Origin of the sequence: Streptomyces azureus, assembly GCF_001270025.1 — a bacterium.
Taxonomy (GTDB): Bacteria; Actinomycetota; Actinomycetes; order Streptomycetales; family Streptomycetaceae; genus Streptomyces; species Streptomyces azureus.
On record NZ_DF968430.1, the window covers coordinates 1 to 12,575 of the forward strand.

The 12,575-nt window shown below is 72.1% G+C and carries 7 protein-coding genes; 5 read left to right on the forward strand and 2 right to left on the reverse strand.

The genetic code is table 11. The annotated features are described in order from the left end of the window. Window positions 1-55 precede the first annotated feature (55 nt). From AOQ53_RS34995 to AOQ53_RS35015, 5 genes are all read left to right on the forward strand, one after another. Window positions 56-1,219 carry a substrate-binding domain-containing protein gene (locus AOQ53_RS34995; RefSeq protein ID WP_059423570.1) on the forward strand — a complete coding sequence of 388 codons (1,164 nt, stop codon included), beginning with the start codon at window positions 56-58 and terminating at the stop codon, window positions 1,217-1,219. A gap of 167 nt (window positions 1,220-1,386) precedes the next feature. Further along, window positions 1,387-2,493, forward strand: a complete 1,107-nt coding sequence (locus AOQ53_RS35000; protein ID WP_059423572.1) for an NAD(P)/FAD-dependent oxidoreductase — start codon at window positions 1,387-1,389, stop codon at window positions 2,491-2,493. 143 nt (window positions 2,494-2,636) lie between these two features. Beyond that, complete coding sequence (locus tag AOQ53_RS35005) at window positions 2,637-4,037, forward strand: cytochrome P450 (protein WP_059423580.1); 1,401 nt, start codon at window positions 2,637-2,639, stop codon at window positions 4,035-4,037. A gap of 646 nt (window positions 4,038-4,683) precedes the next feature. Next, entirely contained in the window at window positions 4,684-5,358 is a 675-nt protein-coding gene (locus tag AOQ53_RS35010) for a hypothetical protein (protein WP_059423574.1), read from the forward strand. Between the two features lie 110 nt (window positions 5,359-5,468). Beyond that, the gene (locus tag AOQ53_RS35015) at window positions 5,469-6,950 is read left to right on the forward strand and encodes an MFS transporter (protein WP_059423575.1); all 1,482 of its coding nucleotides are present in this window, start codon (window positions 5,469-5,471) and stop codon (window positions 6,948-6,950) included. Window positions 6,951-6,968: 18 nt separating this feature from the next. Here AOQ53_RS35015 and AOQ53_RS35020 read toward each other — a convergent pair whose 3' ends face one another. Both AOQ53_RS35020 and AOQ53_RS35025 read right to left on the reverse strand, forming a co-directional pair. Further along, window positions 6,969-8,957: a GDSL-type esterase/lipase family protein gene (locus AOQ53_RS35020; RefSeq protein WP_059423577.1), complete on the reverse strand. Its 1,989-nt coding sequence runs from the start codon at window positions 8,955-8,957 to the stop codon at window positions 6,969-6,971. Window positions 8,958-9,643: 686 nt separating this feature from the next. Beyond that, window positions 9,644-12,517, reverse strand: a complete 2,874-nt coding sequence (locus AOQ53_RS35025) for an ATP-binding protein (protein WP_059423579.1) — start codon at window positions 12,515-12,517, stop codon at window positions 9,644-9,646. Between the last annotated feature and the right edge of the window lie 58 nt (window positions 12,518-12,575).

Here is a 12,575-nt window from a genome sequence, read left to right on the forward strand (position 1 = left end):
CCCCCCTGACCCCCTCGGCACGTCCCGCCGCGCCGACCCCCTCACAGGAGCTCCCGTGCACCGCAACCGCAAGGCCGTCCCCGCAGTCCGCACCGCGCGGCTCGCCTGCTGCGCCCTGCTGGTGACGGCGACCGCCCTCCTCGGCTGCGAACGCGGTTCGCCGGACGGCGCCGGCGAGACCGCGACGGGCCCGAGCGGCTGCCCCGACGTCCAGGCCAGGGCCCAGGCCGCCGTCACCCGGGCGGAGCGGACCGACACCCCCTGGGGCGGGCCCACCACCGGCCCGGAGGCGGTACCCGGCAGGACCATCGTCTACGTCGCCCAGACGATGACCAATCCCGGCGTCGCGGGCGCCGCGAGGGGGGTGCGGGAAGCCGCGCGGGTCATCGGGTGGAACGTCCGCGTGATCGACGGCGGAGGCACTCCGGCCGGCATCCAGGCGGCCATGAGCGAGGCCGTGGCCCTCAGGCCCTCGGGCATCGTCATCGGCGGCTTCGACCCCGACTCGACGGCACAGCAGGCCGCCCGGGCCAACGCGCAGCGCATTCCGCTCATCGGCTGGCACGCGGTCCCCGAACCCGGTCCCAGCCGGGAGCCCGATCTCTTCACCAACGTCACCACCCGGGTCCAGGACGTGGCCCGTATCAGCGCGCAGTGGATCATCTCCGACTCGAACGGCCGCGCCGGGGTCGTGCTCATCACCGACGCGTCGATCCCCTTCGCCAGGAACAAGTCCGACCTGATCAGGAAGGAACTCGCCGGCTGCCGCGGGGTACGGCTGCTCTCCGTCGAGAACATCCCGATCCCGGACGCGAGCAGCCGCACCCCGCGGGAGGTCTCCTCGCTGCTCTCCCGGTTCCAGGACCGGTGGACCCACTCCGTGGCCATCAACGACCTGTACTTCGCCGACGCCGCTCCCGCCTTCCGCGCGGCCGGCGAGAAGGGCTCGGGGCCGCCCTACAACATCGGCGCGGGCGACGGCGACCCGTCCGCCTTCCAGCGCATCAACAGCAGGCAGTACCAGGCCGCCACCGTGCCCGAACCGCTGTCCCTCCAGGGCTGGCAGATCGTCGACGAGTTCAACCGCGCCTTCTCCGGCCGCCCGGCCAGCGGGTACACGGCCCCCGTCCACATCGCCACGGCCGGCAACAGCGAAGGCGCCACGACCTGGGACCCGTCGGGCTACCGGGAGGCGTACCGGGAGATCTGGGGGAAGTGACGTCCGGTCAGATGCGCATGTCTTCACGGAACATACACGGAACCGCGGAGTCCCTTTAAGTTTCAAGCGCTAATCTCACTGTCAGTCGAGTGGCCGCCGGGGTCGATCCGAGCGGGGCCCGTTCCGCGGCGGCACTCGCACCCCCCACCAGGCACAGGAGACTGGGCGTGTACGACGGCGATGTAGTGGTGATCGGCGGCGGCTATGGCGGTGTCCGGCTGGCGAAGCGGCTGGACGGGACGGCCCGGGTCACGCTGGTGGACCGCAAGGAGGTCTTCTTCCACCGCGTCGCCTCCCTGCGCGCGGGGGTGCGTCCCGAGTGGACGCACACGCCCTTCATCCCGTTCGACCGGCTGCTGCACCACGGCCGCGTGATCGCGGGCAAGGCTGTCCGTATCGACACCGAGGAGCGGCAGGTCGTCCTCGCCACGGGGGAACGGCTGCCCTACGACGTGGTCGTGATCGCCACCGGCGCCGACTACCCGGAGCCGGCCCGCTTCGTGGGCACCACCGTCGAGGAGGCGGCCAAGTCGTTCGCCGAACACCAGCGCAACATCGCCACGGCCGAGCACGTCCTCGTCGTCGGCGGCGGCCCCGGCGGCGTCGAACTCAGCGCCGAGATCCGCCTCGCGCGGCCGGACGCCCGGGTCACGCTCGCCCACTCCGGGCCGGCACTGCTCGACTCCACGGGCAGCACCCGGCCGGGACGCAAGGCCCTCGCTTGGCTGGAGTCCCATGACATCGAGGTACGGCTCGACTCGTTCATGTCGCCCGGCAACGACTTCGGCACCTACCGCGACGGCCGCGGCAACGTCGTCGAGGCCGACCTGTCCTTCTGGGCCACGGGCACCACACCCAACACGCTCTGGCTCCGCCTGGCCGGACACGGCGACTGGCTGAACAGGGACGGACACGTCAAGGTCGACCGGACGCTCCGGGTCGAGGGCAGGCTGGACGTGTTCGCCGTCGGCGACGTCAACGACGTCAGCGAACTCAAGATCACCCCGGCCGCCCTCTCCCAGGCGGACATCGCGGCCCACAACATCCGCGCCTACCTCCAGAGTTCGGGCAAGCACCGCAAGGAGCCGCGTTTGTACCGGCCGATCCAGCGCATCCCGCTCATCGTGCCGTTCGGCCCGGCCGACGGTCTGACCGTGCTGCCCGTACCGGGCGGCGAGTCCGCGGTCCTCGGCAGCCGCACCACCACCCTGGCCAAGGCGAAGACCCTCATGACGCCCTATATGCGGCGCCAACTCGGCTACACCGCGGCCTGACCCCGGCATGGGCAGGGTCTCCTCCCTCGTGATCCCACCCCCCGTCGTTACCCACCGGGTCGCTTCTGGGGTAGGGTCCCCACCGTTTCCGGTTACCGGCTGATGGTGTGCCGGTACGGGGCGTGTCGGAGGGTGGCAAGACGATGGAATCCCAGTGGGGTGACGGCGGATCCGTGGGCCTGGACGACACGCGGTTGGAGGAACTGAGTCCCCAACCGCTGCTGACCCGGGACTACGAGACGCGCCCCGCGCTCGTGTACGAACGGCTGAGGCAGCAGCACGGCCCGGTCGCGCCGGTCGACCTGCTCGGCGTACCCGCCTGGCTGGTTCTGGGCTACCGCGAGGCGCTCCAGGTGCTCCAGGACAACGACGGCTTCCCGAAGGGGCTGGAGAACTGGCGGGCCCGCTCCGAGGGCCGGGTACCGGCCGACTGGCCGCTCGGCCCGTCCCTGGAGGTCAACCACATCCTGATCCAGGGCGGCCCGGGATACCGGCCGCTGCGCACGGCGTGGGATGTGGCCCTCAAGCCGTTCCAGGACCCGCGCCACCCCCAGGCCAAGCGCCTCAAGGCCGCCGTCACCGCCTATGCCGACGAGCTGATCACCCTCGTCGGGCAGGGCGGAAAGACGGGCGTGGCGGACCTGTCCGCACAGTTCTCCCGGCCGCTGCCGCTGATGGTGGCCAGCCATCTGCTGGGCTTCCCCGGCTCACAGGGCGACGACGCGCTGATGGACATGTGGCGCGTGCTCGACGCGGGCCCGGACGCGGAGGCCGCACTGGAGCGCCTGCTCGCGACGCTCGCGCAACTGGCCGCGACGAAGCTGGAGAAGCCGGGCGACGACTTCCCCTCCTACCTGCTGGCCGCGCACCCGGACCTGTCGCTCGACCATCTGGCCCGCGAGCTGTTCATGCTGCTCGGCATGACCTCCGACCACGTCGGCATCCTCATTTCCAACACCGTCGTGGAGGTCATCTCGGGCGAGGGCAGCGTGCGCGCCAGCCTGTCCGCCGGGATGGTCCGGGAGACCATGAACCGGGTGGTCATGCGCAAGCCGCCCCTGGTGAACTTCGTCCCGCGCTTCGCGGCCCAGGACACCCCGCTCGGCAACTACACGATCCGCGCCGGCGACCCGGTGTGGGTCTCCTCGGCCGCCGCCCACGCCGACCCGCTCTTCGCCGACCACGTCGCCTCCGGCACCACCATCAGCACCCGGGCGCACCTGTCCTGGGGAGCCGGACCGCGCCAGTGCCCGGCGCGGGAACTCGCCTCGGCCGTCGCGGCGGCCGGTGTGGGGCGCCTGTTCGAGCGGTTCGACCACCTCGACCTCGCCCTGCCCGCCGACCAACTGCCCTGGCGTTCCTCCCCGTTCATGCGCGGCCTGCGCTCGCTGCCCGTGCGGTACGAACTCTCCGCGGCGCCCGCGCGGCCGCCGGCGGACGGTCCCGCGGCGGAGGTGGCCGAGGAGGTCCTGCCTGACCCGTCCGCCCGGCAGCGCTCCTCGCTGTGGCGCTATCTGACGGGCCTGATCCGCGGCGGCCGCTGACCGGGGGACCGGTCGGAACGCCCATGCCGTATCGCCGTTCCTCCCGGTCCGACGGTGACGGTCTCACGCCGGACGCGTGACGAACGGTGCTGTTGCGCGGCGATCGACCCCGCAATGCTCGGCAGTGATCCCGGGTGAAATGGCGTAGGGCCGCGAGCGACTCCCCGAAGGCCCCGGACGGTTCCAGTTCCGGGAGCGGCCGTCCAGGGCCCGGACGGCCCGGTCTGAACGACCTCGGCCTGACCATCCCCGGTGGTGCTCTGGTCGCCGTCGTCGGCCGCTCCGGGGCCGGCGAGTCGCTGCTGGCCGGGCGCCTCGTCGACCCGGACGAGGGCGAGGTCCTGCTCGACGGCGTGCCGCTGCGCCGCCTCGTCCGCGGGGTCAGGCGGGCCGAGGCGTACGGCTTCGAACGCCCGGTGCTGCTCGGCGAGAGACCGGCCGGTCGGCGAGAAGGCCGCGGTCGACGGCGCGGGCGACGATCGGGCGCTGGCGGTCGCCTATGTGGTCGGATCCTGGGCGACCCGGCATGCCGTGCCCGGCCTCGCCGCGCTCATCGAACCCCTCCGCGACGAGCTGACCACCCTCGTGACCGAGGGCACCCTGCACCGGTCCGCCCGGCTGGGCGAGCCGGCCGACACCCGCCGGTGTGGCGCGGCTCACCGAGCAGGTGGAACGGGCCCGGGACGCCTACGGCGCGATCGTGCTGTTCGTCCAGGGCTTCCTGGTCACCGCCGTCGCGGTGCTGGTGGGCCTGGCGAGCCTGGACGTCATGCTGGGCGCCCTCGTCGTGCCTCCGCTGCTGCTCGGGCTCGCCCTGTTCGCCGCCGCGCTGCGGGCAATGGCCGCGCGCCAGCGGGAGGCCATCCTGGCGGACGAGCGCATCGCCGGGGCCACGGGGCGCCCTGGCCGGCGGGCTGCGGGACGTGGTGGACTGCGGCGCCGAGGACCGCATGGGGGCGGTGGCGGGTGCGCACGTCGACGACGCGGCACGGTCGACCCTGTCGCCGGACCGGCTCACCGCCGTACGGACCGCGGCGCTGGGCATCAGCGGCTGGGTCCCCTCCCGCTGATCCTGCTCGCGGCACCCTGGCTGGTGCCCAACGGCGTGACGGCGGGGGCGATCCTCGGCGCGGTGACCTACGTGTCGCAGGCCCACCAGCCGGCCCGGCTCCCACTGGGCTGTATACGGCCCGCTGCACCCGCCCCGGCGTGCTCCGGTCTTCTGAACATCCGAGATACGGATCGTCTCCGCTCATGTCAGGAATTTCGGTTCGGTCCCGAGCAAGGGCAGCCGGAGAGGCTGACGTTGATCGAGTGGTGAGGTCCGGAGCGCGGGCGTACCGTCGAACGGTGGACACCGCAGGCGGCAGCCCGCAGCCGGCTTCACCACAGGCGACCACCACCAGGGAATCCGGTGGTGGCGGCAACGCGATGGCGCTTCTGGTCATCGCCTCGTGCCAGCTGATGGTGGTCCTCGACATCACGATCGTGAACATCGCGCTGCCGCAGATCCAGCGCTCACTGGACTTCTCCACCACCAGCCTGTCCTGGGTGGTGAACGCCTACACCCTCACCTTCGGCGGACTGCTGCTGCTGGGCGGCCGGGTCGGCGACATCCTGGGCAGGCGGCGCGTCTTCGTCTTCGGAGTGCTGCTCTTCGTGCTCGCCTCCCTGCTCGGCGGGCTCGCCCAGAACGCCGGCCAACTCCTCGCCGCACGCGCGCTGCAGGGCGTCGGCGGCGCCATCGCGTCCCCGACCGCCCTCTCTCTGGTCAGCACGACCTTCCGTGAAGGACCGGAACGCAACCGGGCCTTCGGGGTGTTCGCCGCGGTCTCCGCGGGCGGCGGCGCGATCGGGCTGCTGGCGGGCGGGGTGCTCGTCGAATGGCTGAACTGGCGGTGGGTGCTCTTCGTCAACGTCCCGATCGGGCTGCTCATCGCCCTCGCCACCCCCCGCTGGATCAGGGAGTCCGAACGGCACCCGGGGCGCTTCGACATCACCGGCGCGCTGACCTCCACCGTGGGCATGGTGCTGCTCGTCTACGGATTCATCAGAGCCGCGCAGGACGGCTGGCGCGACGCCCTGACCCTCGCCTCGTTCGCCGCGGCGGTCGTCGTCCTGGCGGGCTTCATCCTGATCGAGCGGCGCTCCAGACAGCCCATCACGCCGCTGCACATGTTCGCCGACCGCAACCGCGCGGGCACCTACGGCATCATGCTGTGCCTGGCCGCCGCCATCTTCGGCATGTTCTTCTTCCTCACGCTCTTCGTGCAGAACGTGCTGGAGTTCAGCCCGTTGCAGGCCGGGCTCGCCTTCCTGCCGGTCAGCGCGGTCATCGCCATCGGCGCCGGACTGGCCTCGAGGTTCCTGCCCACGTACGGGCCCAAGCCTTTCATGGTGGTGGGTGCGATCCTGGCGGCGGCCGGACTGGCCTGGCTCACCCTGACCGACGTGCACTCCACGTATGCGGGCAGCGTCCTCGGCCCGATGCTCGTCTTCAGCCTGGGCATGGGCATGGAGTTCGTCTCGCTCACCCTCATGGCGCTCTCCGACGTCTCCACCCGGGAGACCGGCGCGGCCTCCGGGCTGCTCAACGCCACCCAGCAGGTCGGCGGCTCCCTCGGCCTGTCCATCCTGGTCACCATGTACGGCACGGCCAGCACCAACGAGGCCGAGAAGCAGGTACCGCTCTTCCTTCGGCAGGCGACCCCTGCCGAGCGCCTGCGCTTCGAACGCACCGGGCAACTGCCGAAACCCTGGTCCGACGAGATCCTCACCTCCGGCGTCTCGGCCGCCTTCATCATGGCGGCGATCTTCACCGCCGTCGCCGCGCTGATCGCCCTGCTCGTCATCCAGGTCCGCCCCTCCGACCTGGAACGCCTCAAGGGAGGGGCGGGCCCCGGCCCGATGTGAGGCCCGCCCCCGAGCCCGCTACCCCCCGATCCTCGCCGCGATGACCGGCGCCAGCCGGTCGGCGATGACCCGGTGCCCCCGGTCGTTGGGATGCACCGAGTCCGTCAGATCGCCGGAGCCCAGCCAGCCGGTGGTGTCGACGAAGGAGACCCGCCTGTCACCGCCGTCGACCGCGGCCTTCACAGCGGCCTCGGTCTGCGGGACGTACCGCCCGCGGAACGTCTCCAGTGCGAAGATCCACGCCTGCGGATACGCCGCACGGACCTTGCGCAGCAGACTGCCGTACGCCGACTGGAACTGCGCGGAACTCACCCCGTGCCCGACGTCGTTGGTGCCGAGGTTGATGACGACCGCGTCGGCCCGGTAGCGGGAGAAGTTCCAGTCGGGCGTCGCGGCGTTCGGGTTGAGCTTGGTGAACTGCCGCTCAAGACCCACACAGCCGTCCGCCGCGGCCACCAGGCAGGCCCCGCCCTGCGCGATCTGCGTGTGCTCGACGCCCAGCCGCTCCCCGATCAGCCAGCCGTACGCGGTACGGGCGTTCTGCGAGGACGTCGTGCCCACGGTGATCGAGTCGCCGACGAACTCGACCAGTTTGGCCGGGGCCGGCGGTGCGAAGGTCGTCGCACCGCTGTCGAGGACCAGCCCCTGGAACACCGCGTCGCCCCGGTAGGAACCCGCGACCACCTGGTAGTTGACCTGGAGCGTGTGGTTGCCGGAGGCCAGGGCCGTCGGGGTCAGGTTCACCGTCCCCTTGACGTCGTCGTAGAACTTCACCGGCCCGTTGTCGATCCGCGCCCACAGGTCGATCGTGCCCCGCTGCTTCAGCTTGACCGTCCTGCCGGTGAAGCCGACCCGGTAGTAGGCGCCCGCCCAGTACGGCGTGTAGGCGGTGGCGGAGCTGGTGGTGTCCCAGCGGCCGACGAACTTGATGTTCGGGTCGCCGGGCTGCCCCGGAGCCGCCGCCTTCACCGTGGCGCCGCTGCCCAGCCGGGCGCGGACCACCGGTGCCAGGCGCTCGGCGAACTTGGTGTGACCCGCCTCGTTCGGATGCCCGTTGCCGTCCTCGTAGTCGGCGCCGTCGGTGAGCCAGCCCGTGGTGTCGACGTAGTGCACCCGGGCGTCACCGGCACTGTTGCGGGCGCTCACGGCGGCCTTCGTCTCGGTGACGTAGCGCTTCTTCAGCGTCTGCACCGCGAAGAGGTGCGCCGCGGGGTACTTGGCGCGCACGTCCCGCAGGAACGTGGTGTACGCCGACTGGAAGGCGGTGCCGGACACGCCGTGCCCGATGTCGTTGGTGCCGAGGTTGATGACGACCGCGTCGGCCCGGTACCGGGAGAAGTCCCAGTCCGTGCCGCCGGCACTGGCCGTCTTGAAGAACTGCCCGCTCAGACCGGTGCACCCCGACCGGGCGACCAGACAGTACCCGGACCGGGCGATCTGGGTGTGTCGCATCCCCAGCCGCTCCCCGGTCTTCCAGGCGTACGAGTCCAGTGCCAGCCGGTTGGTGAGGGCTCCCGCCGTGATGGAGTCGCCGACGAACTCGACCAGCCCGGACGGGGCGCCGGCGGCGACGGTCCGCGCGCCGGAGTCCAGGACCAGACCCTGGAAGACGGTGTCACCGGAGCGGTAGGACAGGCGCAGGGTGTGGGTACCGGGGGAGAGCGGCCGGGGAGTGAGGTTCACCGTGCCGCGCACACCGGCGTGGAAGACGTCGGGGCCACCGTCGATGCTGGCGTAGAAGTTGACCGCGTTCCTGGCCCTCACCTTCACCGTGGTGCCGGTGAAGCCGGTCTGGAGGTAGGCGCCGGTCCAGTTGGGCACGGCCGCGGTCCCGGAGGAGGTGTCCCAGCGTCCGACGTAGGCGATGTTGGGATCGGACACCGAGCCGTCCCCGGCCGCGGCCTGCGCGGGAGAGCCGCCCGCCAGGGACAGCAGGCAGGCGAGCAGCACGGTGGTGAGGAGAGCGGGCAGGGCGCGTCTGGGGGAAGGGTGGGGGGAGGTCTGCACGGGTTCCCTTTCACGTGGGGGTGGTTGGGAGCGCTCCCATAGGCAGCCTTTCGAGGGAACCAGTGAAACGGTTCAGCGTCAAGTGGTCCGGCACGGAGGGAAGTTGAGTATGCGGGTCTGTTCGGGGTCCGGTGCGACGGGGTACGGCCGGTGACGGGGCCCCCGAAGGCTCCCGTCGGGTGAATCTGCCGACCGCGGGCGCCCGGGAACCCGCCGGCGCGGAACCCACACAGGGTGAACGGTGGTACGCGTGCGTCCCAGGGTAATGCTGCCCCGCGACGCGAAGGGGAAGGACTGCCCCGAGCGCTCGGGCGGACGCTCCGCGACGGGCTCGGCGTGCGCCGCGCGCTGCACCGGCGCCGGCTGATGCGGCGGAGCTACGACCGGACCGCCGCGACGACTGCGCCTTCGAACTGTGCCGGTACCCGGCCACGGGCCTCGACGGCCACCGAGCGGAACTCGGCGAGGCCTTCTGCCGCGCCCAGTCCACCCTCCTGTCCCGCTCCCCGTTCCGGCCCAAGGCCTCCTGGCAGCGCCGCACGAACGTCACGGAGCTGCGGAGGTTCTGGGAGTCGATGGGGCATCGGGCGCAGCACAATTCGAGGCAGCGGTGAGGGAACCGGCGGTCGGGGCGTGTGGTCGGGCGTCGGTGGACAGCCGGGGTGCGCGGCCGGGCTCCCGGCAGGCTACCGCTCGTGTCGGGAGCGGTTCGACAGGGCGTCGGGGAGGCCGGATGCGTCCGTGCCGAGTTTTCGGTACACGAAGGACAGCAGTTGCCGTACGCCCTGCTCGGTGAGCCGCAGGTCCTTCGCGACCACCGATGCAGGGTGGCCCAGGGCCGTCATCTCGGCGGCCTTGCGCTCATGGGCGGTCAGCATGTCCGTCTGCGGGTAGCGCAGGGGCAGCGGGCGCAGTCCCGCGGCGGAGAGCTCCCGCCTGGCCCGGGCGGCCAGGCCCTCGGCGCCGCAGTGCACCGCGCCCTCCAGCCCCTGGTAGAGCCGGTCGGCGGCGTCTTGCAGATGGCCGTTGCGGGCCAGCGCGGCGCCGTGACCGACCAGGGCACGGGCCAGTTCGTACGCGGCGGGCGACTGCTCCAGATGGTCGACGGCCTGTGCGTGCAGATCGAGTGCCGCCTTCCCGCCCGTCACCTCCGCCTGGACATGCAGCGCTTGGCCGATCGCGGACGCCGCACCGAAGTCCCGGGCCCGCTTGACGGCGTCCTGGGCATGGCGAACCGCCTCCTCAGGGGCGGTGCGGGCGAGCGCCGAGGCCAGTCCCAGGCGCCAGGGGCACCACGCGGGGTTGCGCCAGTCCCGCGCCTCCAGCCAGTCCCCGACCTTGGACAGCAGCCGCGCCGCCTGAGTGAGTCGCCCCTCCGCCAGGAGCAGCTCGGCGTACACCGTGCGGGGGTCGGGGAAGATGACGGCGTTGGGGACCACGTCGCCGTAGCGGTAGCTGTCGGCGAGTCGGCGCGCGTCACCGGTCCGCCCACGGGCCAGCAGGGTCTGGATGAGAATGCCGATGGCGAACCACTGGGCGGGCACCGCTCCTTCGACGCGCTCGGCGGTGTGCAGCCCGGCCCGGACGAGTTCTTCCGCCTCGGGCAGGCAGCCACGTCGGTAGCGGATATGGCCCAGGAGCGTCTGTCCCTGCGCCAGATGGGAGCCGCGCCACCCCATGTGCTCGCACTCGTCCATGCCTTCGGCGAAGAGCTCCTCGGCCCGCCGGGGCTGGTCGCAGTACATGAACAGCAGGGCGACCGCGACGGGCACCTCGAAGCCGCGGTTCTCGTCGGTCCAGCTCATCCCCCCGCGGAGGGCCTCCTCGGCATACCCGAGGGCGGTCCGCCGCGGCTCGCCGCGCACGAGGGCGTCCCACGCCCGCAGACCGAGGATGTAGCGCTCCTCCAGGCCCCGGCCGGTCAGCTTGTCCGCCAGTCGCGCCAGCCGGCGCGAGCGGGCGGACGAGTCGGGCTCGTTGGCGCGGAACGCGCTCCATACGAAGTGATCGGCCTGCATGCGCAGTTTGACGCGCGCATTGGTGGCGCGCCGTGCCTCGTCGGCGGCCACGGTCGCGGCCTCGGTCAGCCGGTCGGTGTGGGCCAGCGCCTGGGTCAGCCGGTAGACGATGGAGGCGCGCAGGCCGGGATCGATTCCCGGTTCCGTCAGCGCCTCACGGAGATGGCTGACCGTGGCCGTGGGCTCGATCAGGAAGGTCGAGCAGGCCAGCTCGTGGAGAAGGGCGGCGCGGTCCTCGGCCGGGGGCGGTTCCCGCAGTGCTCGGGTCAGCACGCGCCGGGCGGCCTCCGGGGCCCCGGCGCGGAGGTACTCACGCGCGGCGGCGCGCAGGCACGCGACCGCCTCGGGCCGGCCGTCGCAGGGAACCTCCAGCAGGTGCCGGGCGGCAACGGTGGGGTCGGCCCCGACCGCCTGGGCGGCATGGGCGGCCGCGTTGTGCATGCCGACCCGCAGGCCCGGAGGGATGTCGCGGTAGATCGTCGTGGCGATCTGCGGGTGGACGAACTCCAGGCTGCCCGCGGGTTCGTCGGCGTCCGCGAGAATGCGGCGGGCGCGCAGCTTCTCGGCCGCCTCGACGGCCTCCTCGCTGCCGACCACCGCGAGGTCGGCGGCAACCTCCGGTGAGAAGGGCCCACCCAGGACAGCGCCGGCCCACGCGAAGCGGACGGTGCCCGGGCCGAGCCGTTTGAGGCGCTCGATCAGTCCGGGGCCCTTGACCGCAGCGGCGAGGTCCCGCATCACGGGCAACTCGTCCTGGGTGCCCCTCACCTTCCGCTCACGGAGCCTGATGGCCAGTTCGACGGCCTCGAAGGGGCTTCCGCCGGTGACCGTCCAGCACTCGCCGCAGAACTCGTCCTCGGCTTCCTCACCCACTTCGTCCCTGATGATCCGCGCCACACCGGCCTCGCCGAGGGGAGACAGCGCGTGCGGGCGCTGCTCGTGGCGTTCGACGAGCGTACGGAAAGAGGTCGCGTCGGACGGGAGTTCGTCGGGCCGGTAGCCGACGACGATCAGCAGCGGCAGGTCCGCGACCCTGGGCGCGAAGGAGGAGAGCCAGTCGAGGGATTCGGCATCGGCCCAGTGCAGGTCGTCCAGGAGCAGAACGACAGGCGAGTTCAGCATGGTCAGGCGCGTCATGACCCAGTCGAGGCCGTCGCGCACTCCGGTCGGGTCCGGCACCCGGGCGGGGTCCGTCGCCTCGAGACCGAGCGCGGCGCCGACGATGTCGTACCAGCTGCCCAGGAAGTCCCGGCGCTCCGTCTCGCCCATCCTGGCCAGGATGGGCTGCATGGCCTGGCGGACGACACGGAACGCCATCCCCCGCTCGTTCTCGCCGCCCTTGCCGGAGAACACCGTGAACCCGAGGGCGGCGGCGCGGGCACGCACCGCCGCGATGAGTGTCGTCTTGCCCAGCCCGGCCTCGCCGGTGAAGGCGAGCAACCCGCCGCGCGGCACCTGGGGCAGGCCGTCGACGGTGTCGCTCAGTCCCGCCAACGCGTGGTCGATGGCATGGAGTTCCTCGTCGCGTTCGACTAGAGGCAACGCCGTTCAGTTAGGCGTGGGGGCTGTTCGTCAAGGCTGGTGAACGAGGCAGCGGAGC

Excerpts from the sequence above, each read along its gene's own strand:
- AOQ53_RS35005 (WP_059423580.1), top strand. The coding sequence starts at position 2,637 with ATGGAATCCCAGTGGGGTGACGGCGGATCCGTGGGCCTGGACGACACG.
- AOQ53_RS35015 (WP_059423575.1), top strand. The coding sequence starts at position 5,469 with ATGGCGCTTCTGGTCATCGCCTCGTGCCAGCTGATGGTGGTCCTCGAC.